Genomic DNA, 25,411 nt, shown 5'->3' on the forward strand with positions numbered 1-25,411 from the left:
AGTACACTGAGCATCAACGTGCTCCGGGGTCGGTGAGAATCCGAACCGGCGGTGACAGTCCGCGAGCGCTTCGGTTTTCCGAAGTGCCGATCCGGTGAAATTCCGGTACCGACGGTGATGCGAGAGAAATCTCGCTAGTCCGGAAGGGAGGCAGCACGATGCGCGCGAGCGCGCCGTCTGTCACCCCCGGAGTGAGAAACCAAGGGACGACGGATGACAGTGCACGAGACAGAACGCCACGCGATGACGCGCGCGCTCGCACTCGCAATGCGCGGCCCCCGGGGCGTCAACCCTCAGGTCGGCGCAGTCATCCTCTCCCCCAGCGGCGAGATCCTCGCCGAGGGTTGGCACCACGGCGCTGGCACCCCGCACGCTGAAGTCGACGCGCTGTCGAAGCTTCCTGAAGGAGCGGCGCGCGGCGCGACAGCGGTCGTCACACTTGAACCCTGCAATCACACTGGTCGCACCGGCCCGTGTGCTCTCGCCCTCATCGATGCGGGGATTTCGCGCGTCATCTACTCGCTCGATGATCCGGGCGCTGTCTCCGGCGGCGGAGCCGAGCGACTTCGGAACGCCGGGGTCGAGGTCGAATCCGGTGAGCAGTCTGACGCTGCCCATGCCATGATCGCCGATTGGTTGACCGCACACAGGCTGGGCCGCCCGCACGTCACAGTGAAATGGGCGCAGAGTCTCGACGGGCGCGCAGCCGCGAATGACGGTACGAGCCAGTGGATCACCGGACCCGTCGCCCGCGCCGATGTGCATCGCCGACGCGCAGAAGCAGACGCGATCGTCGTGGGTACCGGAACCGTACTCGCCGATGACCCCGCGCTGACTGCACGCGACGGCGACGCCCTGTACGCGCATCAGCCAATCCCGGTGATCATCGGCTCGCGTGCAACCCCGGCGGATGCAGCCGTACGCCGTCACCCCCATGAGTCCCTCTTCTACGACACCCACGACCTGCACGCAGTGGTCACTGACCTTCATGGCCGCGGCATCCACCGCGTCTTCATCGAGGGCGGCCCGACGCTCGCCAGCGCATTCATCGCGGCCGGACTCGCCGATAGCGTGCTCGCATACATCGCACCGGTCTTGCTCGGCGGCGATCGTCTCGCACTCGCCGACATTGGTGTGCCCACCATCGACGACGCGCGCCGACTCACGATCGACGAGTGGATTCCGCTCGGGCCCGACATGCTTGCCGTCGCCCATTTCACAGAACCGCAGAACGAAGGAGTCCGCTGATGTTCACCGGAATCATCGAGGAGATCGGTGAGATCACCGCCATCGCACCGTCCGGTGACGGCTGGCGCCTCACAGTTCGCGCGCCGAAGGCGACGCACGACCCCGTGCACGGCGAGTCCATCGCAGTGTCCGGAGTCTGCCTGACGGTCGTCGGCTCGAGCGCAGACACCTTCGACACCGATGTGATGAAGCAAACACTCGATGTGTCGGCACTTGCCACGGCATCCGTGGGCACGAAGGTCAACATCGAGAAGGCGATGCCGGTCGGCGCACGGCTCGGCGGTCACATCGTCCAGGGCCACGTCGACGGCACCGGCGTTGTGGTCGACGTGCGTCCTGGCGCCGAGTGGAGCGTGCTGCGCATCTCGCTGCCCACAGATCTGACCCCTCTGGTCGTCGACAAGGGATCCATCTCCGTCGACGGCACCTCGCTCACCGTGAGCGCAGTGAGCGCTGCCTCAGCGGATGACGCGTGGTTCGAAATCTCCCTTATCCCGGAGACGCTCACCGCCACTACCCTCGGATCCCGCATCGTCGGCGACCGCGTGAATCTTGAAACCGACATCCTCGCCCGTCACGTGGAGCGCCTGCTCGCGTTTCGGGCTATCTCGGAAGGAGGCTCGCGATGAGCCTTTCCACTATCGAAGAAGCCCTCGAGTCGCTGCGTGCGGGCCGTCCGGTCCTTGTCGCTGATGATGAGAACCGTGAGAACGAGGGCGACGTCATCCTCTCGGCCGAACTCGCCACCCCGGAATGGGTCGCGTGGACTGTGCGCTGGTCATCCGGTTTCATCTGCGCACCGATGCCGGCCGATCTGGCCGACACGCTGAACCTCCCGCCGATGGTGGAGACCAACGAGGACGCTCGCTCGACCGCCTACACCGTCAGTGTGGATGCCGCTGAGGGAGTAACAACCGGCATCAGCGCCCACGACCGCGCACACACGCTGAACGTGCTCGCGAATCCGGCCTCGACGTCGACCAGTGTCATCCGGCCCGGTCACGTGCTGCCGCTGCGCGCCGTCGACGGCGGCGTGCGCGAACGCAGCGGACACACCGAGGCCGCCGTGGATCTCATGCGACTTGCTGGCCTGCAGCCGGTCGGCGCGATCGCCGAGGTCGTCGCCGAGGACGGCAGCATGATGCGCATGCCTGGCCTCATCGAACTGGGCGAGCGTGACAACGTGCCGGTCATCACGATCGAACAGCTGATCGCGCATCTCGACGAGATCGACCCACTGGATGCCCCGGTGACTTCGTCACGAGAGGGCCGCCGTCGTGTGAGTCTGCGAGCGGATGCCACGGTGCCGACCTCACATGGCACCTTCCGGTTCCTCGCCTACAAGGACCGCGTGACCGGAACCGATCACATCGCCGCCGTATCGGGAGAACTGGGTGACACGGCTCTCGTGCGCGTGCACTCGGAGTGCTTGACCGGTGAGGCGTTCGGATCGCTGAAGTGCGAGTGTGGCCCGCAGTTGGACGCCGCGCTCAACGCGATCGAGAAGGACGGTGGCGTCGTGATCTACATGCGCGGCCACGAGGGCCGAGGCATCGGTCTCATCAACAAGCTGCGGGCCTACAGTCTTCAGGAAGAGGGACTCGACACCGTCGATGCGAACCTCGCCCTCGGCTTGCCTGCAGATGCTCGCGAATATGCGGCGGCGGCCGGCATCCTTGGCGATCTGGGCATCTCGAAGATCCGTCTGCTGACCAACAACACCGACAAGGTGAACCAGCTGCGCGAACTCGGCCTCGACGTCATCGAGCAGGTGCCGCTGATCGTCGGCGTCGGACCAAACAACCACCAGTATCTCGAGACCAAGCGTGACCGCATGGGCCACATCATCGGCGACGCCGATCTGGCCGCTGCGCTCGCCCTCGGAAAGGACAACGCATGAGCGGCGCAGGAGCACCCACAGCAGCGGGTCAGATTGACGCGACGGGACTGAACGTCGTCATCATCGCCGGCACCTGGCACGACGTGATCACCGATGGGTTGATCGCGGGGGCCGAGCGGGTACTCAACGCTGCGCACGCAACGCACCGGCTCGTGCGCGTGCCTGGGTCATTCGAACTGGCGATCGCGGCCCAAGCCGCATTCGCCGGTGGAGCGGATGCCGTCGTCGCCCTCGGCGTCATCATCCGCGGTGGCACCCCGCACTTCGAGTACGTGTCGGCGGCGGCGACCGACGGCCTCACCCGAGTGTCGTTGGATGCCGGCAAGCCGGTCGGCTTCGGCCTGCTGACCCTGGATGACGAGAAGCAGGGACTGGACCGTGCCGGCATCGAGGGATCGAAGGAAGACAAGGGCGCCGAGGCTGCGGATGCCGCACTGCGGACGGCCCTGGTCCTCAAGACACTTCGCGGCTGAGCCGCACGCCCGCTGACTCGGCACTGGTGAGTCTCGCCTTGCTGGCGAAATTCCCTCACCGGGCCTACTGTGAGCGTATGGAGACTCTGCGCCTGATCGTCGTTTTCATCCACATCATCGGCTTCGCCGTGCTGTTCGGCGCCTGGGCGGCTCAGGCCTTCGGTGGTAAGCGAGAGTTCACTCGCCTGATGGACATCGGGCTGCTGATCGCCGGCCTCGCTGGCCTTGCTCTCGCAGCTCCCTGGGGCATCTCGTGGGAGCCGGGAGCGAGCTTCTACATCAAGGTCGGCGTCAAGCTCGTCGTCCTGATCATCATCGGCGCGCTGCTCGGTATCGGCTCCGCTCGTCAAAAGCGCGGCGAGGCCATTGCACCCGCCGTCTTCTGGCTCGTCGGCATCCTCACGCTCACAAACGCGGGCATCGGGCTGCTCTGGCGCTGATAGCGTCTCGCGGATAACAGTCGCGCATCGCTCGTGACGACAGGCCGTGGCCGCCGACAGCAACCACTGCATCTTCCCTATAATCGACCCGTTGCCGTAACGCGCGCCCATCACCGAGGCTGAGGCGCGCACCCACACGAGACGCTCCACCAATATTGAGCTGGAACCGATCTGCGGCTAATTCATCCATGCCTCACGTTCGGAGAATCTCATGCGCTATCTGCTTCGTACCGCCGTCGTCCTTTCTGCTACCGCACTCGTACTCACCGGCTGTGCCGCCGGTGACGGCGGTGAGTCCGGTGGTGAAGCCGGTGCGCTGAAGGGCTCCGGTAGCGGCGACAGCTGCGTGATCGACGGGACCGTCCCCGTGGGTGCGGCGCTGAGCCTGACCGGCGGTGCCGCCAGCTACGGCGAGTCACAGCAGAAGGGTCTCGAACTCGCGCTGGAAGAGCTCAACGCCGGCGAGGGAGTCGCCTACGACCTCACGATCGAGGACGATGGCACCGACCCGCGTCAGGCCATCAGCGTCTTCGAGGGGTTCGCCGGCAACGGCACCAGCGTCGTCATCGGCCCGACCCTCTCCAACACCGCTTTCCAGGCACAGCCCGTCGCACAGGAAGCCGGCCTCCCGGTGCTCGCGATCTCGAACACTGCCGAGGGCATTACCGCCCAGGGTGACTTCGTCTTCCGCGACTCGCTCACCGAGGGCCAGGTCATCCCGCAGACGATCGAGGCTGCCACCGAAAAGCTCGGCCTCGAGAAGGTCGTCGTGATGTACAGCAACGACGACGCATTCACCGAGTCCGGCTACGACGTCATGTCGTCCTCTCTCGAAGAGCAGGGCGTCGAGATCCTCGACACCCTGACCTTCTCGGTCAGCGACACCGACTTCCGCAGCCTGCTGACGGCCGCGAAGGAGCTCAAGCCCGACGCGATCGTCGTCTCGGCTCTCATCGAGGCAGCCATCCCGCTTGTCACACAGGCCCGTGAACTCGGCATCGACCAGCCCATCATCGGCGGCAACGGCTTCAACAACCCCCAGCTGATGGCAGACGCCGGCGACGCTGCCGAAGGCGTCATCGTCGGCGCTGCCTGGAACTCGGCATCCGACAGCCCCGAGAACACCGACTTCATGGCGGCATTCGAGGAGAAGTACGACTCGGCGCCCGACCAGTTCGCGGCCCAGGCATACACCGGCCTGAAGGTCATCGACCACGCGGTCCGCATGAACTGCTCCGGCGAGCGCACTGACGTGCAGGACGGCCTCACCCAGGTGAAGGATCTCGCGACCCCGCTGGGCTCGCTGACCATCAACGCCGACCGTGACGCCGAGCACCCCGCGGTCGTGCAGATCGTCAAGGATGGCTCTTTCACGGTCATGAACTGACCGACTCCCCCCTCCCTGAGGAAGCACCATGCAGCAACTGCTCAACGGCCTGTTCCTCGGTTCGATCTATGCGCTGTTCGCCATCGGGTTCACCCTGGTGTTCGGCATCCTGGATCGACTGAACCTGGCCCACCCTTCGGCGTTCGCCGCTTCAGCGTTCGTGGGAATCTGGCTCACCGATGCCTATGACCTACCGATCGGCGTCGTGCTGATCCTGGTGTTCCTGTTCGGCGGGATCCTGGGTCTACTCATCGAGCGCATCGCCTTCCGGCCGCTCAGGGATCGGCCGGACGCGCACTTCGCCGGGCTGATCTCGTCGATCGCGCTGGGTGGGATGGTGATTGCGCTGCTGCAGGCCTTCTTCGGCCCGAACACGCGACGCTTCCCCGCGGGCACTGTGTCGGACGACTCCGTTGAGATCGGCGGGGTTACCGCGAGCTACCTTCAGCTCGCGATCCTCGCCGTCTCGCTCGGTCTGATGATCGCGCTCACGATTCTGGTGAAGCGATCGTCTCTTGGCCGTTCGATGCGGGCGGTCGCGGAGAACCCCGCTGCCGCCCGAGTGCTCGGTGTGAATGTCGACCGGGTGACGTCGATGACGTTCGCGATCTCCACCGCGCTCGGCGCGGTGGCGGGCGTGCTGTTTGCCCTGAACGTCAACAGCGCGCAGCTCGGCATGGGAACGGCGATCGAGCTGAAGGGTCTCGCCGTCATCATCGTCGGCGGTATGGGGTCCCTACCAGGGGCGCTGGTCGGCGGATTGATACTCGGAATCGCGGAGGTGTTCACGATCCAGTACATCGGATCGAGCTGGCGTGACCTCATCGCTTTCGCCCTGCTGTTCCTGATCCTTCTGGTCAGGCCACAGGGGCTGTTCGGCAAGCGGAAAGTCCGAGAAGTCTGATGTTCTTCACCGAGTCGACTCTCGTCTTCATCGCGATGAACGGCGTTTTCGCGTTCTCGTTCTACGCGGTTCTCATCGCCGGACAGCTCAGCCTCGCCCAGGCCGGGTTCGCAGGTCTGTCGGCATTCGTCGCCGCCAGCATCGCACCTGCACCGACCGAGTGGGGTCCGATCCCGACGCTGCTGTTCTCGATGTTCGTCGGCATGGTCGTCGGCGCTCTGGCTGCGCTTATCCTCGGCCTGCCAACGATGAAGCTGCGCGGAGTGTTCCTCGCAATTGCAACGCTCGGATTCGCCGAGGCAATGCGCATCTTCATCCTGAACGCCGAGTGGACTGGCGGCGCCCAGGGCATGTCGGTGCCCAAGATCATGACGCCATTGATCGCCTGGATCGTGCTCATCATCGTCGCCTACTGGTTCTGGCGTCAGACCCGCTCCCGCTACGGTCGCGCCCTGGAGGCGATCCGTGAAGACGAGCTCGCCGCCCGCTCGATCGGCATCAACGTCGGCGGTCACCGCCTGACCGCGTTCGTCTCCGCTGGCGTCCTGGCAGGGCTCTACGGCGTCATGTGGGCGTATTACATGCGCCTCATTGCACCGGAGGATTTCGCCTTCGAGACCGCGATCGACGGACTGGTCACCGCAGTGGTCGGTGGAACGGCGAACTTCTTCGGCCCGATCCTCGGCAGCGGGTTCCAAACGCTGCTTCCCGAGATCCAGCGCATGATCGGAATCGAGGCAGGCTGGATCCGTCCATTCCTGTCTGGCCTGCTGCTGCTCATCGTCATCCTGTATCTGCCGGGTGGCATCGCCAGCCTGATCCCGCGCCGCAAGCAGCGCATCGATGTGAGCGCGCTCGACGTTGATGCACCTGCCACCGGCCGCAGCCACCCCGCCGCGGGCGAGGTCATCGCCGAGCTGAAGGGCCTATCGAAGGAGTACGGCGGCGTGCACGCTGTGCGCGGCGTCGACCTCACCGTGCGCAGTGGCCAGGTCGTCGGTCTGATCGGCCCCAACGGCGCAGGCAAGACCACGCTGGTCAACATGATCAGCGGCCTGATTCCGCCGTCTGCGGGGACGGCGACCGTGCTCGGCGTGCAGATCGGCAAGACGCCGGTGCACAAATTCGCCGCGGCCGGTGTGACGCGCACCTTCCAGCATTCCAAGCTGTTCAATCGCCTCACTGCGCTCGAGAACGTTCTCATCGGCGCACACCTGGTCGCCAAGCCGACTTTCCTGCGCCGCTTGCTCTGGCTGCCATCTGCACGCCGCGATGAGCGTCTGGCACTTGAGCACGCCGCACGGTGCCTTCGGCGCGTGGGACTGCTCGAGAAGGCGGATGTCACGGCTAAGGCGCTGTCCTACGGCGACCAGCGACGTCTGGAGATCGCACGTGCTCTCGCCGCTGACCCGTCGCTGCTGATCCTTGATGAGCCCGCCGCCGGCATGAACCATGTCGAGGCGGAGGGCCTTTCGACCCTCATCCGCTCGCTCGCCGAAGACGGTCTGACCATCATCTTCATCGAGCACAACGTCGGCATGGTGCTCGGCACCTGCGATTACATCATCGTGTTGAACTTCGGTGAGGTGCTCGCACACGGCACGCCAGAGCAGATCGCGGCGGACGAGCGTGTGATCGACGCGTACCTCGGCTCCGCCGAGAGCGCTGAAGCTTCCGAAGGTTCCGACACGGATGCCCCGGATGAGGCGGAAGCCACACGCGAAGCCCCAAACACAGACGGAGGCCGATGATCATGGCTGATTCACTCCTCAGCGTGAAGGACCTCGTCGTCTCGTACGGACGCGTCGAGGCCGTGCGCGGCGTCTCCTTCGACGTCGCACCCGGCTCGCTCGTGACACTCGTCGGCGCCAACGGCGCCGGAAAGTCGTCGATCATCAACGCCATCTCCGGTCTGGTTCGTCCGACATCGGGAACCATCACCTACGACGGCGATGACATCACCCGCACACGCTCGCACAAACTGGTTCCTCGCGGGCTGGTACAGGTGCCCGAGGGTCGCCAGATCTTGGCGACGATGACCATCGCGGAGAACATGCAGATGGGCGCCCGATCCGTCGGCCGCGGCGCAGGAGCGGCGATCGATGAGATGTACCAGCGATTCCCGGTGCTCGGCGAACGCCGCGCTCTGGCGGCCGGGTCCCTCTCAGGTGGCGAGCAGCAGATGCTTGCGATCGCCAGAGCGATGCTCGCGCAGCCACGCCTGGTGCTGATGGACGAACCATCCATGGGGCTGGCGCCCAAGATCGTGGATGAGGTGTTCAAGGTGATTTCCGAGATCCGCGCCACTGGCGCCACTGTGCTTCTGGTCGAACAGAACGCCCGGCGGGCGCTTCAGGCCGCAGACGAGGGGCACATTCTGCAAAACGGGTCTGTCGTGCGCTCCGGTGCGGCATCCGATCTGCTGGCCGATGATGACATCATCCAGGCATACCTCGGCACCGGCGGCACCACGAAGTGAGCACGACACGGCGGCAGATCCGTCGCCGCATTCCCACGTGGAGTGCGGTCGCCCCGCTGCTCGGGTTCCGCCGTCCGGTGCTCGACCCCGTCGAACGACGGCTGCGCGCGGCCCTGACGGTCAAGGATCTCGCCCGCGTCGCCCGGCGGAGAACTCCACGTTCGGTGTTCGACTATGTGCACGGCGCCGCAGAGGACGAGCTGAGTTTGCGCCGGGCACGGTCGGCGTTCGCGTCCGTCGAGTTCTCGCCACGGGTGCTGCGTAATGTGGGCGTCGTCGATACCTCGACGACGATCCTCGGTCGTCCGGCATCGTTCCCACTCATCCTCGCGCCGACCGGCTTCACCCGGATGATGCACCATGAGGGCGAAATCGCGGTCGCACGTGCGGCCGCGCGGGCGGGCATTCCGTACAGCCTGTCCACGATGGGAACCACTTCCCCGCGGATGCTGCAGCAGGAAGCCCCTGGCGACAACTGGTTCCAGCTGTACCTGTGGAAGGACCGCGAGGGCACGCTGAAGTTGATCGAGGAGGCGCGGGCGTCCGGCTTCGACACCCTCGTGCTCACAGTTGACACGCCTGTCGCCGGAAACCGGTTGCGAGATTCTCGCAACGGACTGACCATTCCACCGTCGCTGAATCTGAAGACGATGTGGGATTTCGCGTTGCATCCGAACTGGTGGATCAACGTGCTCACCACCGACCCGATCGAGTTCGCGAGCCTGCGCTCGTTCGACGGCACGGTGGCAGAACTTGTCGCGAAGATGTTCGACCCTACGCTGAACTTCACCGATCTCGCCTGGCTCCGTGAGCAGTGGGAGGGCAAGCTCGTCGTCAAGGGCATCCAGTCCGTCGACGATGCCCGCCAGGTGGTGGATGCCGGCGCTGATGCACTCGTCGTCTCCAACCACGGTGGACGGCAGCTCGATCGCGCACCCACTCCCCTGCGACTGCTGCCAGAGGTCGCTGCGGCCGTCGACGGCAAGGCGCAGGTCTTCCTCGACACCGGCATCCTCTCGGGCGCAGACGTGCTCGCTGCGCTCGGTCTCGGCGCAGACGCCTGCATGGTCGGGCGCGCCTACCTGTACGGCCTGATGGCCGGCGGCGAGCGCGGCATCGACCGAATGCTGGAGATTATGCGCGCAGAAGCCGTGCGAACGATGCAACTGACCGGCGTCTCGACCGTGTCGGAGCTTCGCGGTCGAGTGAGTCTAGGCCGGCCATAACCGGACGGATTCAGCGCACGCGCGGCGCGGCTGTGCTTTCGCGGATGATGAGTTCGGTGCCCACCAGCGGGGTCTGAATCCGCTGCCCGCCGTCCAGCTCCGCAAGTAGTGCATCCACTGCGAGCGCCCCGACCTTCTCCGGATGCTGTTGCACGGTTGTCAACGGCGGCCAGAGTTCCGCGGCATCCGGGAGGCCATCGAAGCCCACCACGCTCACATCGACCGGCACCCGCCTGCCCGATTCGTGGAACGCGCGCACCAGGCCGATCGCCATCTGATCGTTTGCAGCGAACACGGCCGTTACACCGTCGATGTCCCGCAGACGCACACCGGCCTCGTGGCCAGATCGCGCACTCCAGTCCCCCTGCATCACCTCGGGGACCGGGCGTCCGCGTTCTTCGAGGGTCATCCGCCAGGACTCACGACGGCGCTCAGCAGAGTACGACTTCAACGGACCGGCTACGTGCCAGACGGTCTCGTGACCGAGATCCAGCAAATGTTCGGTGGCCAGACGCGCGCCCTCTGCCTGGTCGGTGTCGACGAAAGGGTGGGTGGAGCGACGATCTGAGTCGACGATTACGACCGGCAATCCTTCCGGGATCTCTACCTCGGCCTCGTCGAGCTGATGTGCTTCGATCACGATGATGATGCCGTCGACCGCGTGTTCGTCGATCCGATGGAACGCCCCCACCACCGTCTCCTGCGCGCTCGACTCCACCGGGATCAGCGTCAGCGCGTACCCCATCTGCGCCGCGCGGACGGCGATCGCATCGAGCGTGCGCTGGTTCCCATATGAGCTGAACGAGAACATGATCACGCCGATTGCACGGAAACGCCCCGAACGGAGGGCGCGGGCCGCGCTGTTCGGTCGATAGCCGAGCTGCGCCATGGCTGCGTTCACCTTGACCCTGGTCGCCTCGCCGACGTAGCCGCGGGCGTTGACGACACGTGAGACGGTCTGCCCTGAGACACCGGCTTCACGGGCTACGTCCTCCATCGATGGCTCACGACGACGTGGCGGCAGCTCTGCCGAGGATTCGAAGGACACGATCAACCATCCATTCATATGTTGACGTTGACACACTACCAGCGGATCGCATATGTTGACGTTGACACATCGCGCATAGTGCGCACGAACCAAAGAAGGTCTCGTCAATGACGACTGGTATCACCACGGGTCTCGCCACCGCGACCATCCCCCGCCGCGAGAAACGCGATTGGAAGGGCTGGGCCTTCGTCGGCCCCTTCATGGTCGTCTTCGCCCTGGTCTTCCTCACCCCGCTCGCATACGCGCTCTACCTCAGCTTCTTCCAGGAGAAACTGGTCGGCGGAACATCATTCGTCGGCTTCGAGAACTACGTGCGCGCACTCGGCGACTCGCAGTTCTGGGAGGCATTCGGCCGCGTCCTGATCTTCCTCGTCGTGCAGGTGCCGATCATGCTCGCCCTCGCACTCGGCGCCGCCCTTGCGCTGGACAGCGCTCGACTGCGTGGAGCATCGTTCTTCCGCATCCTGATCTTCCTGCCCTACGCGGTGCCCGCGGTTGTCGCGGTCCTGATGTGGGGGTACATCTACGGCGATCAGTTCGGTCTCACCGCGAACTTCAATGACTTCCTCGGATTCGATCTGCTCACGCCGTTCGCGAAGGAATGGATGCTGGTCTCGATCGGCAACATCGTCACCTGGCAGTTCGTCGGCTACAACATGCTCATCTTTTACTCTTCGCTCAAGACCATCCCTACCGAGATGTACGAAGCGGCCTCCCTCGACGGTGCTGGCGCCTGGCGGACGATCCTCTCGATCAAGATCCCCTCGGTCCGCGGAGCCCTCGTTATCGCCACGATCTTCTCGATCATCGGCAGCTTCCAGCTGTTCAACGAACCGAACATCCTCCGCCCCCTCGCCCCGAACGTGATCACGACGTTCTTCACCCCGAACATGTATGCCTACAACCTTTCCTTCACCGGGCAGCAGTTCAACTACGCGGCGACGATCGCGATCATCATGGGCATCATCACTGCTGCGATCGCCTACGTCGTTCAACTGCGCGGCTCGAAGGCGGAGGTGCGATAGACCATGGCACTCACAATCGCTCGTACGCCCCGCAAACGCGGCAACTCACTGAACCCAAAGTCGTCCAAGACGCTCCTGATCGTGATGATCGTCTACGCGCTCTACACGCTCGTGCCTCTCGTCTGGCTGCTCTTCAGCTCGACAAAGACACAGGCCGGTTTGTTCTCGTCCTTCGGCCTCTGGTTCTCGGATGACTTCGCCTTCTTCGACAACCTCGCGGCGACGTTCGCATACGGTGACGGCATCTTCCTCCGATGGCTCGGCAACACGCTGCTGTATGTCGTTGTCGGCGCCGGTGGCGCGACGCTACTGGCAACGATGGCCGGCTACGGTCTCGCCAAGTACCGCTTCCCTGGTCGCCGCGCGGTCTTCGCGATAGTCCTCGGTGCGGTCGCCGTTCCTGGAACGGCACTCGCTGTACCGACATTCCTCTTGTTCAGTGAACTGGGGCTCACGAACACCCCGTGGGCGGTCATCATCCCGTCGCTGATCAGTCCATTCGGTCTCTATCTGATCTGGGTCTTCGCTTCCGAATCCATACCGACAGAGTTGCTCGAAGCTGCCCGCATCGACGGCGCAGGCGAATTCCGCACGTTCTTCACGATCTCGATGCGGCTGCTCGCACCAGGCATCGTCACGGTCGCATTGTTCACCGTCGTCGCGACCTGGAACAACTATTTCCTGCCACTGATCATGCTCTCCGACCCGGCCTGGTACCCGCTGACCGTCGGCCTGAATCAGTGGAGCAACCAGGCGATCGGCGCCGGATCCCAACCGATCTACAACCTCGTGATCATGGGGTCGCTGCTCACCATCATCCCGATCGTCATCGCCTTCCTGCTGCTGCAGCGGTTCTGGCAGTCAGGACTCACCGCGGGAAGCGTCAAGCAGTAGCACCGCTCCCCCACACAGAACGTCGGTCCTCCGAAGGACCGCACCCCGAAAGGACACAGCAATGAAGCACCTTCCCTCACCCGCCGGACGGCGCACCCTCTCGGTGCTCGCAGCCGGCACCGTGGCCGCACTGGCCCTCGCCGGATGCAGCGCTGGCGGAAACGACGCCGGCGGCACCGAAGCAGGCGACGGCTCCCTCGCTTCGGTAGAAGCCGCGCTTGAGACCGGCGGCGAGATCACCTACTGGTCATGGACGCCCTCGGCCGAGGCGCAGGTCGCTGCGTTCGAGAAGGAGTACCCGAACGTCAAGGTGAACCTCGTCAACGCTGGAACCAACAACGAGGAGTACACGAAGCTGCAGAACGCGATCAAGGCGGGCTCGGGCGCACCGGATGTCGTCCAGATCGAGTACTACGCCTTCCCGCAGTTCGCACTCACGGACGCGTTCGTCGATCTCTCGCAGTACGGCTTCGCCGATTTCGAGGATGACTACACGGCATCCACCTGGAATTCCGTTACCGAAGGCGACGCGATCTACGGCCTCCCGCAGGACTCCGGCCCCATGGCCCTGTTCTACAACAAGACCGTCTTCGACGCGGCCGGTGTCGCCGTGCCGACCACGTGGGATGAGTACTACGAGGCCGCGAAGGCGATCCACGCCGCCGACCCGAACGCGTACATCACCAACGACATCGGTGACGCTGGGTTTGCTACCAGCATGATCTGGCAGGCCGGCGGCCAGCCCTTCCAGACCGACGGCACGAACGTGACGCTCGACCTGCAGGATGCCGGGTCGAAGAAGTGGGCGGACAACTGGAACCGCCTCATCGAGGAAGACCTCGTGGCTCCATACGGCAGCTGGAGCGATGAGTGGTTCCGTGGCCTCGGCGACGGCAGCCTCGCAACCCTCGTGATCGGCGCCTGGATGCCCGGCAACCTCATCACCGGGGCACCTGACGGCTCCGGCGACTGGCGCGTCGCGCCGATGCCGACGTACGACGGCACGCCCGCGACGGCGGAAAACGGTGGTGGCGGACAGGCCGTCACGACGCAGAGCGCCAACCCTGAACTCGCAGCCGGATTCCTGCAGTGGCTGAACAACAGTGACGAGAGCATCTCGACGTTCCTTGAGAGCGGCGGGTTCCCGTCGACGACGGCAGAGCTGTCCAGCGAAGAGTTCCTCAGCGATGCTCCCGAGTACTTCGGCGGCCAGAAGATCAACGAAGTCCTTGCCGCGGCGGCCAATGAGGTCGTCGAGGGCTGGAGCTACCTGCCCTACCAGGTCTACGCGAACAGCATCTTCGGCGACACCGTGGGCCAGTCTTACCAGAACGGCACAGACCTGAACGAGGGCCTCGTCGCCTGGCAGGACGCGCTGGTCGAGTACGGCAACACGCAGGGCTTCACCGTAAACAAGTAACACCCGGATGGCGGGGAGGTCGGCGCTCTGCCGGACTCCCCGTCGCCAATTCACCCCTCTTCATCGAAAGCGCAGCACGTGACATCCTTTTCCATCGGCGAGACCGACTTCCTCCGTGACGGTCGGCCGCACCGCGTGATCTCCGGGGCCATTCACTACTTCCGGGTTCACCCGGATCAGTGGAGGGACCGCATCCACAAGGCACGCCTCATGGGCCTGAATACGGTGGAGACGTATGTCGCCTGGAACGCGCATGAACCGCGGCGAGGCGAATGGAATGCCAGCGGCTGGAATGACCTCGGCCGATTCCTCGACCTTGTTCGCGAAGAAGGCATGGACGCGATCGTGCGCCCCGGCCCCTACATCTGCGCCGAATGGCACAACGGGGGCCTGCCCACCTGGCTCGACGCCGACGAGAACACGCTGCGTACCTCAGACCCGGGCTACCTCGCCGATGTGACGGGGTTCCTTCGTCGCATCTACGACATCGTCGCCCCACGGCAGATCCAGCACGGCGGACCCGTCGTTCTCGTGCAGATCGAGAACGAATACGGCGCCTACGGTTCAGACACGGCATACCTCGAGGAGCTGGTGCGGGTCACGAAGGAGTCAGGGATCATCGTGCCCCTGACGACCGTCGATCAACCAGTCGATCAGATGCTGGCCGACGGCAGTCTTCCCGAGTTGCACCGCACGGGCTCCTTCGGCTCCCGCGTGCCAGAGCGCCTCGAAACACTCCGGCAGCACCAGAAGACCGGCCCGCTGATGTGCTCGGAGTTCTGGGACGGCTGGTTCGACTGGTGGGGCGGGGTCCACCACACCACCGGTGTCGCAGCGACCGCCACCGAGCTCGACGCACTGCTGGCCGCCGGGGCATCCGTCAACATCTACATGTTCCACGGCGGCACGAACTTCGGCCTCACCAACGGCGCGAACCACAAGGGTCGCTATCTGCCGCTGGTAACGTCGTACGACTACGACGCCCCGCTGGATGAGGCCGGCAACCCGACCGAGAAGTACTTCGCCCTGCGCGACGTGATCGCCAAGTACGCTCCGGTACCGGCTGAGGTGCCGACAGTGCCATCACCCGGCGTGGAACTCACGACGCCGCTCCGATCTGTTGGCCCGTGGACGGACGGCGGCAGCGCTGTGGCATCCGATCAGCCTGTGACCTTCGATGCTCTCGGACATCTGAGCGCCCTCGTCCGCTACGACATCGATCTGCCTTCACCTTCCGACGGGAGCCTGCTGGCTGTCGACGCTGTCCGCGATCTCGCCTGGGTTCGCGTGGACGACCAGCGTGTCGGTACTCTCGCCCGTACCCGACACGACCGCGCCATCGCGATCCCGGCCGGCGGCGCCCTCAGCATCCTTGTCGAGGATCAGGGCCGCGTGAACTACGATCACCGATTGGGCGAGGAAAAGGGGCTTGTAGGCACGCCCACGTTGAACGGTGAGCCGCTGATCGGGTGGCGCTGCACACCGCTGGACGTCGCCGCGATCGCCACTGAAGTGTCTGAGCGCACGACCGAAAGGGATGCCGGGTCCGCCCCATCGGCGTGGGTCGCCGACCTTCTCCTCGCCGGCAGCACCGATCTCTTCCTCGACACGTCGGACTGGGGCAAGGGCTACGCGTTCGTGAATGGCTTCTTCCTCGGGCGGTACTGGCGAAACGGTCCGCAGAAGACGCTGTACGTCCCGGCGCCGGTGACGCGTGCGGGAGCGAACCGTGTCGTCGTCCTGGAGCTCGAGCAGCTGCTCGTGCCACGCGTGACGACCGTCTCGGGGCTCTTGCTCGGCGACCTGGAGGAGTGAGCGCGTCAGCGGTCAGCTGTAGTCGGCGACGACTGTTCGCGCGGCTCCGTCCAACGTGATGCGTCCGCCGTACGGGATGATCCACTGCGGACGAGTGTGCCCGAACGGCACGCCAATGCAGATCACGGCATCCGGGTTGTACCGCATGACCGTTTCGATGACAACATCACGTTGCGCGTCACGCAGCGCCTGCGCCTCATCCGCCGAAGGGTGGAACTCGAAGTCGCTCACCGGCGGACGCGCGACGATCACGCCGGCGGCAGCAGCAAGGATGCCGCGCTCCCCCAGCCCGCGGAGCCAGCGGGCCACCCAGCCTGCAGGCGGACGTTCCTCGCTCGTCTCGAGGATCAGGATCGCGCCCTCAAGTTCGGATGCCGCTGGCAGCCGATCCGCGAACGCCAGACCATCCAGCCCTTCCAGACACCCACCCCAGGTGCGTCCTTCGACTCGTGTCGCAGGCCCCGACCACGTCCATGGCTCGGTCTGCACTCGGTCGCCGTACTCGGTGAGCGCCTTCGGGTCTTCCCATCGCCTTCCGACGTCCTCTGATTCGCCAGGTTCCGTCAACTCCAGCTGGCCGCCGTCCATCAACGCAGTGCGCAGCGAGCGCAGGTGAATGTCGTCGACGGCAGGGCCGGGGCCCAGGTGCACGGCCGTCGAACCACCGTAGAAGCCTGGGACATCGTGCTGCCACAGCCAATTCAGGATGTTCGTGTTGTCGCTGTATCCGACGAACGGCTTCGGGTCGGCCTGTGCGAGGGCAACATCCAGGTGTGGCACGACGAGGATCTGATCGTCGCCGCCGATCGTGGCGAGAATCGCCCGAATCGTGGGATCAGCGAAGGCGGCATTGACGTCCGCCGCACGCGCTTCCGGGCTCGCGTCGAGTTGGCGAGTGGTCGAATACTCCACGGGAATCAATTCGGTGAGTTCAGTGAGCCGGCGCATCGCCTGCTCATGCAACTCAGGCGCAACGGCGGGGGCAGCAAATGCGGGCGACAGGATGGCGACGCGGTCGCCGGGAACGAGCTTTGACGGCATCGAACCATTCTGCCGGATAACGTCGGTCGGCCGCGGGCTCCGCTCACGGAGTGATCACGAGTTCGATGGGTGGTCCTATGCCCGCGTCAACATTGCTTGACGACGAGTCCGCGTCAATGTAGATTGACTTTATGAGCACACACACCGCACTCGCCACCGACCCGGAGGGCGAACCACTCGCCGAGTTGCATCGCCTCACTGAGCTTCGCCGCGAAATCTCTCGCGCCGAGGAAGCCCAGGTGCGTCGCGCCCGCAACGCGGGCTACTCGTGGCAGGCCGTCGCCAGCGCCCTCGGCGTAAGCAAACAAGCGGCTCATCGCCGGTTCGGCCGGAGCTAGCAGTCCTCCAGCCCTTTCACCCGCTGGCAGCCTTCAGTCGGGAGCGGTAAGCGGCGACTTTCACTCGACTTCCGCAGGTCTTCATGGAGCACCATTCGCGGCGCTGCCCTCTGGAGCGATCAATGTAGACCTGAGTGCATTCAGGGCGAGCGCATTCTCGAAGCAGCCCTGCTTCCGATCCGCCGACCAGGTCAATCGCGCCTCGAGCGATCTCAGACAGCGCGGCTGCGCTGGTGCCCTCCTGGGAACGACCACCCTGATGAAGAACCCGCAGCAGGGGTGCGTGCGAGGCGTACGCGTTCACGGTGGTGATGCCATCTGCGGGCAGATCCTGGCGTTCGAGCCGTGCCAGAACGAGCGCATAGATCGCTTCTCGCAGCTCGATCGCGGCGGCCAGATCGTCAGAATTGGGACTCACACCGTTGGGCACGAGCGTGGATTCAACGAACCATGCATCGAGATCGGCGGGCGTACCCAGCATTTCCGTCGGCGACTCCTTGCGGCGCGCCTGCCAGGTCCCGACGAAGTCGAGGGCCGGGTCGCCGCAGGGGAACGAATGGATCATGTCACCACTCTAAGCGGTGACAGTTTTTCCACCAAATTTTGGTTACCCCCTTGACGGGTAACGGAACCTCTGTCAGTGTCGTTACTGCCCAAACAGGTAACACCAGTTCAACGGAGGAAATCATGGAGCTCAAGCTTGAAATCGTCGTACTGCCCGTCGCTGACGTTGATCGCTCGAAAGCGTTCTACGAAGGACTCGGATTCAGGCTCGACGCAGACTTCGCCACCGACCGCGGCCTGCGGGTCGTACAGGTGACTCCCCCCGACTCTGAAGCGTCGATCATCTTCGGAGACAACCTCACTACTGCCCAGCCCGGGTCAGCCCGTGGACTTCATCTGATCACTTCCGATATCGCCGAGGCGCGGCGCGAATTGTTGGCATCGGGAGCACCAATCAGCGAGCTCTGGCACGACGAAGACGGCATTTTCCACTGGGCCGATGACGCGCACCGCCTGCCTGGTGCGAGCACAGCCGGCGACAGCTATGCGACTTTCGCGTCGTTCGATGACCCCGACGGCAATGAGTGGATCTTGCAGCAGATCGTAGCTCGCGCCCCTGGCCGCTGAGCCCGCCACTCGAGACCCGAGAGAGATAACGATGAACATCGATCACGAGACACGCCAGCTCCTGTTTCTGGACCTCTTGACGAGGGCCGCGACAGCGCACGGAGTGTATGAAGCAGAAGTGCTCGGCGGTGTGCACCATGAGGAATGGGCGCACTGGTATGCCGAGCACATGGCGAATACCTTCGCTGACGCCGGCTACGCGATCACGCAGGTCGCATGATGCGCCGCGATGACGATGCACCGACAGGACCGTCGATCACTGCCCACAGCGATCAGGATCTTACCGATATCGACCGGGCAGCCATCGCCCGATACCTGGTGACACTGCGCGACTCGGACGGAGCTCTGAACATACGTCTTATCGACGCATTCGAGCGCCTCACTCCCCGCCAGGTGGATGTGCTCGCCGCGTCAGTCATCAAGGAGGGTGCGGCGGCGCCGAAGCCCCCGACGAACCTGGGCGCCACTCGACCCAACCAACCCGCACAGCCTTCCAATGCACCAGAACTGGGTCGGAGCGGGTGGATGAAGCGACTTTTCGGTGAACTCGCCGAGGACATGCATCCCGTCGCCATCTTGGCCGGGACAGCCCTGGCGATCGTGGCACTTGTCACCAGCATCGCGCTCTTGACCACCGCTTCCTCAGGCGCCAGCTCGAACGGAATGGATGAGCACTCTGGCGTGCAGTATCTGGAACCATACGCCGTCGACTACGGCTGGTACTGACTCCACGAGCATACGAATGAGGTTTCCGTCTAGACGCGTGGCGCCGATCCTTGGAGTGCGTGGTCTACGAGGCGCTCCGCCAGAGCGTCGTCGAGCGGTACTTTGAGCACGAGCAGTCGGTGGTAGCACGCCCCCCACAGCTGATCGACCATGATATCGAGGTCCGCGTCACCGCGTAGCTGGCCCGCTTCTTGTGCAGTGCGCAGGCGTACACGAGCGCGTTCACGTCGAGGAAGAGAATAATGCTCAGACCACGCGTGTGCGAGATCCGAATCCAACTGGGCCATGCCGACGAGCTCTGATACTGGCTTTCCCGCTCCCTCAACGGTCAGCAGACGGATAAACGACGTGAGCTGCGCAAGGACGTCCGCTCGCACATCCCCCGTGTCGGTGAACTCCAGAATCTGCTCGCTCTGCTCAAAATAGGCCTCGGCCGCCAGCGCACCCGGCGACGGCCACCATTTGTAGAGGGTCATCTTGCTCGACCCTGCTTCGGCGGCGACTCGCTCGAATGTCACGGCCTGGATTCCGTCGCGCAACAGAATCCGCCCGGCCGCAACGAGCACGCCAGCTCGCACTTCCGCCGCCGGACGGCGCCCCCGGCCTCGACGCTCGGCGGTAAGAGTGGTTTCAGGCATCAGCATCCCCTTGTGGACAAGGTGTACATTATTCCGTATCCTAGTAAATGTATCACTCGTACATATCCTAACGGAAGGTTCCCTCATGGCAGGCAACATTGATCGCGTCGCCATCGTTACCGGCGGCTCCGGCGGCATCGGACGCGCCGCCGCCCTGCGTTTGGCGGTCGACGGATTCGCCGTCCTCGTGCACTACGCGAGCAACGAGAACCGCGCCGAGAGCGTCGTGAATGAAATCGTCGATGCCGGTGGACGCGCAATCAGCGCAGGCGGCGATGTGGCTGACGAAACCGCGATGGCTGCGGTGTTCAGCGCCGCAGAATCTGCGTTCGGAGGCGTCGACGTCGTCGTGCACACAGCGGGCATCATGCCGCTGGCACCCATCGCCAAAATGGACCTGCAGACCTTCGATCAGATCCAGCGCACCAACGTGCGCGGGACATTCGTGGTCGACCAGCAGGCGGCGCAGCGCGTGCGTACAGGCGGCGCGATCATCAACCTCTCCACTTCGGTGACACGCCTGCAGATCCCGACGTATGGTGCCTATGCCGCGTCTAAAGGAGCAGTCGAAGCGTTGACGCTGATTCTGGCGCGTGAGCTGCGCGGCCGCGACATCACCGTCAACGCCATCGCGCCCGGCCCCACCGCGACGCCGCTGTTCTTCGAGGGCAAGACCCAGGAAGCCATCGATCGGATCGCTTCGATGAACCCCATGGAGCGACTCGGAACACCCGAAGACATCACCGAGATGGTGGCATTCCTCGCTGGCCCGGCCCGCTGGGTGAACGGGCAAGTGCTTTACGTCAACGGTGGAGCTGCCTGAGATGGGTCGGCTAGATCATCGCGCGACCCCGTCCTACAACCGGAGGTCGACGCGAGGCACCCGGTTCCGAGCGATGCTCGCGACCGCGACCGTCACCATGGTTCTCGCCGGCTGTACCGTCGATTCGGAGCAGCCGCCCTCCCCGGACCCGATGATTCCTCCCGCGACGTCAACGCCCTCGGGCGAGGCGGGAGAGATCGCTGTTCTCGGACAGCCCGAGGTGTTGACCACAGGGCTGAACGCTCCGTGGGGGCTCACGTTCCTGCCGGACGGGTCGGCGCTCGTGTCAGAACGCATTACCGGAGAGATCGTGCGCATTTCCGCCGACGGCGGCGACCCGCAGACGGTTGGCGTCGTGCCCGACGTGAGCGTGTCATCAGAGGGTGGACTGCTCGGAATCGTCGCCTCGCCCGACTTCGCTGATGACCGGACGGTCTTCGCCTCGGTCTCCGGGGCAGATCAGAACCGCATCGTGACGCTCACGATCGCCGACGACTTTGGCTCGCTCGCTGTCGATCGCGTACTGCTCGACGGCATCCAGACCGCGGATCGACATCACGGCGGGCGCCTCGCCATCGGTCCCGATGGGCATCTTTGGATCGGCACGGGCGACGCGTTCGAACCGGAGAACGCGGCCACTGCCGATTCCCTCAACGGGAAGATCCTCCGTATCGCCCTGGACGGCTCCATCCCCGACGAAAACCCCGACGACTCACCCATCTATTCCAGCGGCCATCGCAACGTACAGGGCATTGCATTCGGTCCGGATGGCACGGCTTACGCGACTGAGCTCGGCCACCGCACCTGGGATGAAATCAACGTCCTTCGCGCGGGCGCGGACTACGGATGGCCCGACTCCGAAGGCACCTCAGGGTCTTCCGGAGAGCAGCCGATCGCTGTCATCCATCCCGATGATGCCAGCCCTTCCGGCGTGGCCTACGCGGCCGGGTCGCTGTGGATCGGTGCCCTGGGTGGCCAGAGGCTCTGGCAACTCCCCGTTGACGGCGCGTCTGCAACGGCCGAGCCGATTGAGCACCTCGTCGGCGAATTCGGCCGCATCCGCACGGTCGAGGTCGCTCCCGACGGTGCGCTGTGGATCATGACGTCCAACACCGACCGTGCCACATGGGGAGGCGCCGATCCGCGACCAGGCGATGACCATATCGTCCGTATCGGGGTCGCCACACCGGCATCATGACAGTCCACCCATGGAGACACCGTAGCCACCCGCCGAATCGGAGCCGCCTAGTCGCGACAGCGGATCAGATCCCACTTCCGTAGTTCTCTGGATCCGCCTCGACGATGACGGGGTTCTGCCCCGCATCCCACAGGCCAATCGCACCGATCGGAAGCGGACCGACGACATCCGCACGCCATACGAGATCGATGCTCGATCTGCCGATGCCCTCGAACGTGGAAGTGATGACTGCGGCATCGTCCTGGAAGCCGAGCTGCGCCTCCAGACGGTCCGGCAGCACCAGGTAACTGGTCACCTGCTCGTGATGCCCCTCCTGCACCTGACGCTGTGCAAGCCAACTCGTGCTCAGCGGTGTGACCGGCTGACGCCGCCCGGCGAGTGCCCCAAGCAGGAAATCATCCCAGGCGATGCCCTCATCAATGCCGGCGGGGTCTGCCGTCGCAGCAAGCGCGTCGAGCGGGTTGTCATCGATCGACGTGACATGCGGAGTGCTGCTGTGCAGTGCATGGCGCTGAATCTCGGTCATCAGTGCGCGCAGGCGCGGGGCGGCAACACGAGTGAGCACCGACTCTCGGCGCATCGTGTCGCGAAGCATCTTTCGCGTGTTGTTCGAAGAGTGCGGCAGGTCATCGTCCAGCGCACCCACTCCGAAGGCGGTGCCATCCTGACCGAGCTCCGACCCGACCTCGCGCACAAGATCGTGGAACGCATCCGCACGCCATCCCCGCCTGACCAGGTGCTCAGTCGTCATGCGTCGGAGCCTCGTGGATGCCGCATGGTCGCTCTCCACGACTGTGCCAACGCTCATCGCGAAGGGCAACGACACGCGCGCTAGCTCGTAGTCGGGCTTCGCCTGCCACTCAGGACGGATCTGCCACGGGTGATGGATCGCACGCGCCAGCAGATCAAGCCAGTCGACTGTCTGGCGGTGCAGCGAGGTCAGGCGCGCCAGCTCACGGCGCGCGCTGCGCGAGGCATCCGAGATATGCCGCAGGTGCGCATGGGTGAGATTCACCCGACGTTGGAACGACGACCAGCCACGGTGGTAAGCCGCCAAGGAAATGCTGGTCAGCAGCACAGCCACGGCGGCAGCGACCACGATCGTAAGCCAGTCCTCTGGATACCAGAGACCGACGAGGAGCAGGCGCGGGCGCAGCTGAGGTATCCAGATCGGCACCAGAATCAACAGCGCCGCGACGACGGCGGTCACCAACCACCCGATGAGCATGCGTCGGTGGAACGCCTTGCGCAGTCGAACCAGCTCGCCCGGAACCGGGACGCGCAACTGCTCGATCTCTCGTGCGAACCGTGCGACGGCCTCGCCCGCCGACGCACGGTCGGCCGCAAGCCGGGACAAGAGACGCCACGCGAACGAGCGATCACGGCTGACGGCCCAGGTGTCGTAGTCAGCAACGCCCGACTCTCGTCGTTGCTGCTCAGCTGCCGCGGCTTCCGCTTCGGCCGCGGCCTCGTCGCGCCGACGACGCCTGTCTTCCCAGTGCCCGCGCATCTCGCGCTGCATCCGCTCCCGGTACTCGCGCTGCGCCACAGCCTCGACCGGAGACACGGCAGCGGATGCGGATGCGACATCAGCTTCGTCGTCTTCAGACTCATCTTTAGGGGTGTCACCGGGCAGCTCCACGGTGATCGACACCGTCTCGCCCGTGCCGGTCGTGATGAATGCATGACCACCCGGAGCATCGATGGCATCCGATTGCACGGCGACAGCACTGTCGACTTCCTGGTCACCGTCCTGTTCGTCAACGGGATCGGGCAGTAGCCGGAACGCGTGATCATCACCGGCGGCGTCCACCGCGGCACGCGCCGCCAACTCTTGCCCGTTCTGCATCCATCTGATCAGGTGACCGCGCGGGTCTCCCTGGGCGAGCACGTACCAATCGATCGGCAGCGACAGGTTCGATGGCCCGTCCTCGACAGTCCACGTCTCATCCGGCGAGGGGAACACGTCAGACACGCGTCCGAACACCGGCACCTTCTCCTCCACGGAAGCGAACCCAAGGTCGGAGAGATCGGAGCTGCCGTCGAGAGAACCGAACACTAGCTCACGCAGTCGCGCCCACAGCCGAGGCGTCGTACGGAGCCTGCTGATGCCGACTGGTGCAGCCATCGCGGCGCGCGCAACGCGCTCGGACTCGAAGATCTCGTCGCGTCGAGCAATCAGTTGCGCGTCACGCGCGTCGAGAATCGCGTCGTAGTCCTCCCCGACGATGTGCGTACCATCATCGGACTGCAGCTGTTTGGTGAGCGCCCGCGCCGTGCGCGACGTCAACCAGCGCCACACCCATTTCGGCATCGCGCTGATCTTGTCGACGCAGAACGCGCCGAAACTCTTCATCTGCGCACCGATGCCGATTCGTTCGCGATCGGGTGATTCCTCGGGGGCAGTCGGGTGAAAACTCAACGCACCCTGATCGAGAGCCATGGATGCCTCGACCATCTGCTCGACATATGCCGGAACCGCCTCGTCGTCGATGAACGCGGTGCCGGATGGCGGTGACCCGACGCTCGGGTCGATGATCAGCGAGTCCGCCTGGCTGGCGAGCTCGAGCACGTGAGCCGCGGTCCGCCGGCCGAGCGCCTCGGTGATGATCGCGTTGAGAAATACACGTGACACCCACACACTCTGCTGGCTCGACGCCTCCCGAGAGATGAGCTCGAATGTGCCGACGCCAGCTCCACTCCACAGGCCGGCGACACTCGCCAGATGCATCAGCGCAAAGCCGACGAAGCGATCGTTGTCGCGAACGAAGGCATCTCCCGACCACGGAGATGAGCGATCCTCCGGAGCAGCCACAACGACTGTGCCGTACTCGGACGCGACCCAATCCACCCGCTGCTGCAGCTGGAACTCCGTCGGTGCGCAGATCAGCGTGATACGCGAGAGATCGGTGGACTGATCCGCGATGTTCGCCGTCGGTACCGCCATCGGCATCGCCTTGGTGAGGTAGGCCTCGAGTAGGCCTGCGATCTCATCCTGTTCCTCATCGATCTCACGCGATGGCACCGCCGAACGCAACTTGACCAATCGCACGAGCGCGAGACTCTCGCGCGCCAGCGTTTCGAACAGGTCGACCTCGACATCCTGCAGTCGGTGCTCACGGTCGAGCACGAGGATGGTCGCGCCAATCCGCGGCGGCCCGGTGCGCGCGCGGCGCACTTGTTCTGGACGCACCCACAGTGCAGGGCCAAGAAGTCCCATCCGCGTCCATTCGCGAGCGACTTCCAGCACTGACTCT

25 protein-coding genes and 1 riboswitch are annotated in these 25,411 nt (G+C 64.7%); of the genes, 20 read left to right on the forward strand and 5 right to left on the reverse strand.

Features of this window, described 5'->3' with window-relative positions; all coding sequences use genetic code 11:
• Positions 1–15: 15 nt before the first annotated feature.
• Positions 16–160: riboswitch (FMN riboswitch) on the forward strand.
• Between the two features lie 53 nt (positions 161–213).
• From ribD to AC1C2Q_RS03420, 10 genes are all read left to right on the forward strand, one after another.
• Positions 214–1,248 carry a bifunctional diaminohydroxyphosphoribosylaminopyrimidine deaminase/5-amino-6-(5-phosphoribosylamino)uracil reductase RibD gene (gene ribD, locus AC1C2Q_RS03375; RefSeq protein ID WP_495448977.1) on the forward strand — a complete coding sequence of 345 codons (1,035 nt, stop codon included), beginning with the start codon at positions 214–216 and terminating at the stop codon, positions 1,246–1,248.
• Positions 1,248–1,877 (forward strand): riboflavin synthase, encoded by a 630-nt coding sequence (locus AC1C2Q_RS03380; protein ID WP_495448978.1) that lies wholly within the window; start codon positions 1,248–1,250, stop codon positions 1,875–1,877. The genes ribD and AC1C2Q_RS03380 overlap by 1 nt, the downstream gene beginning before the upstream one ends.
• Positions 1,874–3,148 carry a GTP cyclohydrolase II gene (ribA, locus tag AC1C2Q_RS03385; protein WP_495448979.1) on the forward strand — a complete coding sequence of 425 codons (1,275 nt, stop codon included), beginning with the start codon at positions 1,874–1,876 and terminating at the stop codon, positions 3,146–3,148. The genes AC1C2Q_RS03380 and ribA overlap by 4 nt, the downstream gene beginning before the upstream one ends.
• Positions 3,145–3,621 carry a 6,7-dimethyl-8-ribityllumazine synthase gene (gene ribH / locus AC1C2Q_RS03390; protein ID WP_495448980.1) on the forward strand — a complete coding sequence of 159 codons (477 nt, stop codon included), beginning with the start codon at positions 3,145–3,147 and terminating at the stop codon, positions 3,619–3,621. The genes ribA and ribH overlap by 4 nt, the downstream gene beginning before the upstream one ends.
• Positions 3,622–3,698: 77 nt before the next feature.
• Entirely contained in the window at positions 3,699–4,061 is a 363-nt protein-coding gene (locus AC1C2Q_RS03395; protein ID WP_495448981.1) for a Fe-S protein, read from the forward strand.
• 211 nt (positions 4,062–4,272) lie between these two features.
• Positions 4,273–5,448 (forward strand): ABC transporter substrate-binding protein, encoded by a 1,176-nt coding sequence (locus AC1C2Q_RS03400; protein ID WP_495448982.1) that lies wholly within the window; start codon positions 4,273–4,275, stop codon positions 5,446–5,448.
• 28 nt (positions 5,449–5,476) lie between these two features.
• The gene (locus tag AC1C2Q_RS03405; RefSeq protein WP_495429633.1) at positions 5,477–6,352 is read left to right on the forward strand and encodes a branched-chain amino acid ABC transporter permease; all 876 of its coding nucleotides are present in this window, start codon (positions 5,477–5,479) and stop codon (positions 6,350–6,352) included.
• On the forward strand, positions 6,352–8,103 hold the full coding sequence (locus tag AC1C2Q_RS03410) for a branched-chain amino acid ABC transporter ATP-binding protein/permease (RefSeq protein ID WP_495448983.1): 1,752 nt from the start codon (positions 6,352–6,354) through the stop codon (positions 8,101–8,103). Before AC1C2Q_RS03405 ends, AC1C2Q_RS03410 begins: the two co-directional genes overlap by 1 nt.
• Before the next feature lie 2 nt (positions 8,104–8,105).
• The gene (locus tag AC1C2Q_RS03415; RefSeq protein ID WP_495429635.1) at positions 8,106–8,831 is read left to right on the forward strand and encodes an ABC transporter ATP-binding protein; all 726 of its coding nucleotides are present in this window, start codon (positions 8,106–8,108) and stop codon (positions 8,829–8,831) included.
• Positions 8,828–10,057 (forward strand): alpha-hydroxy acid oxidase, encoded by a 1,230-nt coding sequence (locus tag AC1C2Q_RS03420; RefSeq protein ID WP_495448984.1) that lies wholly within the window; start codon positions 8,828–8,830, stop codon positions 10,055–10,057. The genes AC1C2Q_RS03415 and AC1C2Q_RS03420 overlap by 4 nt, the downstream gene beginning before the upstream one ends.
• Before the next feature lie 10 nt (positions 10,058–10,067).
• Here the strand turns inward: AC1C2Q_RS03420 and AC1C2Q_RS03425 are convergent, their stop codons facing one another.
• On the reverse strand, positions 10,068–11,054 hold the full coding sequence (locus tag AC1C2Q_RS03425; protein WP_495450540.1) for a LacI family DNA-binding transcriptional regulator: 987 nt from the start codon (positions 11,052–11,054) through the stop codon (positions 10,068–10,070).
• Positions 11,055–11,212: 158 nt separating this feature from the next.
• Between AC1C2Q_RS03425 and AC1C2Q_RS03430 the strand changes: the two genes are divergently transcribed.
• The 4 genes from AC1C2Q_RS03430 to AC1C2Q_RS03445 all read left to right on the forward strand — a co-directional run bounded on the left by AC1C2Q_RS03430 (position 11,213) and on the right by AC1C2Q_RS03445 (position 16,259).
• Positions 11,213–12,130, forward strand: a complete 918-nt coding sequence (locus AC1C2Q_RS03430; protein ID WP_495429637.1) for a carbohydrate ABC transporter permease — start codon at positions 11,213–11,215, stop codon at positions 12,128–12,130.
• Between the two features lie 48 nt (positions 12,131–12,178).
• Positions 12,179–13,024 carry a carbohydrate ABC transporter permease gene (locus AC1C2Q_RS03435; protein WP_495450541.1) on the forward strand — a complete coding sequence of 282 codons (846 nt, stop codon included), beginning with the start codon at positions 12,179–12,181 and terminating at the stop codon, positions 13,022–13,024.
• A gap of 61 nt (positions 13,025–13,085) precedes the next feature.
• The gene (locus tag AC1C2Q_RS03440) at positions 13,086–14,444 is read left to right on the forward strand and encodes an ABC transporter substrate-binding protein (protein WP_495448985.1); all 1,359 of its coding nucleotides are present in this window, start codon (positions 13,086–13,088) and stop codon (positions 14,442–14,444) included.
• A 78-nt stretch (positions 14,445–14,522) separates the two neighbouring features.
• Complete coding sequence (locus AC1C2Q_RS03445) at positions 14,523–16,259, forward strand: glycoside hydrolase family 35 protein (protein WP_495448986.1); 1,737 nt, start codon at positions 14,523–14,525, stop codon at positions 16,257–16,259.
• A gap of 12 nt (positions 16,260–16,271) precedes the next feature.
• On the opposite strand, the gene AC1C2Q_RS03450 is transcribed toward AC1C2Q_RS03445, so the two are convergent.
• Positions 16,272–17,300: a S66 family peptidase gene (locus AC1C2Q_RS03450; RefSeq protein WP_495448987.1), complete on the reverse strand. Its 1,029-nt coding sequence runs from the start codon at positions 17,298–17,300 to the stop codon at positions 16,272–16,274.
• 131 nt (positions 17,301–17,431) lie between these two features.
• Between AC1C2Q_RS03450 and AC1C2Q_RS03455 the strand changes: the two genes are divergently transcribed.
• A complete protein-coding gene (locus tag AC1C2Q_RS03455) occupies positions 17,432–17,638 on the forward strand; it encodes an AsnC family protein (protein ID WP_495429642.1) in 207 nt (68 codons plus the stop codon).
• A gap of 16 nt (positions 17,639–17,654) precedes the next feature.
• Here the strand turns inward: AC1C2Q_RS03455 and AC1C2Q_RS03460 are convergent, their stop codons facing one another.
• Positions 17,655–18,203, reverse strand: coding sequence for a CGNR zinc finger domain-containing protein (locus AC1C2Q_RS03460; RefSeq protein ID WP_495448988.1), 549 nt, complete (start codon positions 18,201–18,203; stop codon positions 17,655–17,657).
• Positions 18,204–18,325: 122 nt separating this feature from the next.
• On the opposite strand from AC1C2Q_RS03460, the gene AC1C2Q_RS03465 reads away from it, so the two are divergent.
• The 3 genes from AC1C2Q_RS03465 to AC1C2Q_RS03475 are packed head-to-tail and all read left to right on the forward strand — an operon-like array spanning position 18,326 to position 19,495.
• On the forward strand, positions 18,326–18,769 hold the full coding sequence (locus AC1C2Q_RS03465) for a VOC family protein (protein WP_495448989.1): 444 nt from the start codon (positions 18,326–18,328) through the stop codon (positions 18,767–18,769).
• A 31-nt stretch (positions 18,770–18,800) separates the two neighbouring features.
• A complete protein-coding gene (locus AC1C2Q_RS03470; RefSeq protein WP_495429645.1) occupies positions 18,801–18,989 on the forward strand; it encodes a hypothetical protein in 189 nt (62 codons plus the stop codon).
• A complete protein-coding gene (locus tag AC1C2Q_RS03475) occupies positions 18,986–19,495 on the forward strand; it encodes a hypothetical protein (RefSeq protein ID WP_495448990.1) in 510 nt (169 codons plus the stop codon). The genes AC1C2Q_RS03470 and AC1C2Q_RS03475 overlap by 4 nt, the downstream gene beginning before the upstream one ends.
• 29 nt (positions 19,496–19,524) lie before the next feature.
• On the opposite strand, the gene AC1C2Q_RS03480 is transcribed toward AC1C2Q_RS03475, so the two are convergent.
• Positions 19,525–20,133, reverse strand: coding sequence for a TetR/AcrR family transcriptional regulator (locus AC1C2Q_RS03480; RefSeq protein ID WP_495448991.1), 609 nt, complete (start codon positions 20,131–20,133; stop codon positions 19,525–19,527).
• 85 nt (positions 20,134–20,218) lie between these two features.
• Between AC1C2Q_RS03480 and AC1C2Q_RS03485 the strand changes: the two genes are divergently transcribed.
• Both AC1C2Q_RS03485 and AC1C2Q_RS03490 read left to right on the forward strand, forming a co-directional pair.
• A complete protein-coding gene (locus AC1C2Q_RS03485) occupies positions 20,219–20,956 on the forward strand; it encodes an SDR family oxidoreductase (RefSeq protein ID WP_495448992.1) in 738 nt (245 codons plus the stop codon).
• Positions 20,957–21,029: 73 nt separating this feature from the next.
• Positions 21,030–22,154 (forward strand): PQQ-dependent sugar dehydrogenase, encoded by a 1,125-nt coding sequence (locus AC1C2Q_RS03490; RefSeq protein ID WP_495448993.1) that lies wholly within the window; start codon positions 21,030–21,032, stop codon positions 22,152–22,154.
• Between the two features lie 64 nt (positions 22,155–22,218).
• Here AC1C2Q_RS03490 and AC1C2Q_RS03495 read toward each other — a convergent pair whose 3' ends face one another.
• On the reverse strand, positions 22,219–25,404 hold the full coding sequence (locus AC1C2Q_RS03495) for a hypothetical protein (protein ID WP_495448994.1): 3,186 nt from the start codon (positions 25,402–25,404) through the stop codon (positions 22,219–22,221).
• Between the last annotated feature and the right edge of the window lie 7 nt (positions 25,405–25,411).

The sequence above is a fragment of the Microbacterium sp. Y356 genome, from assembly GCF_059445355.1.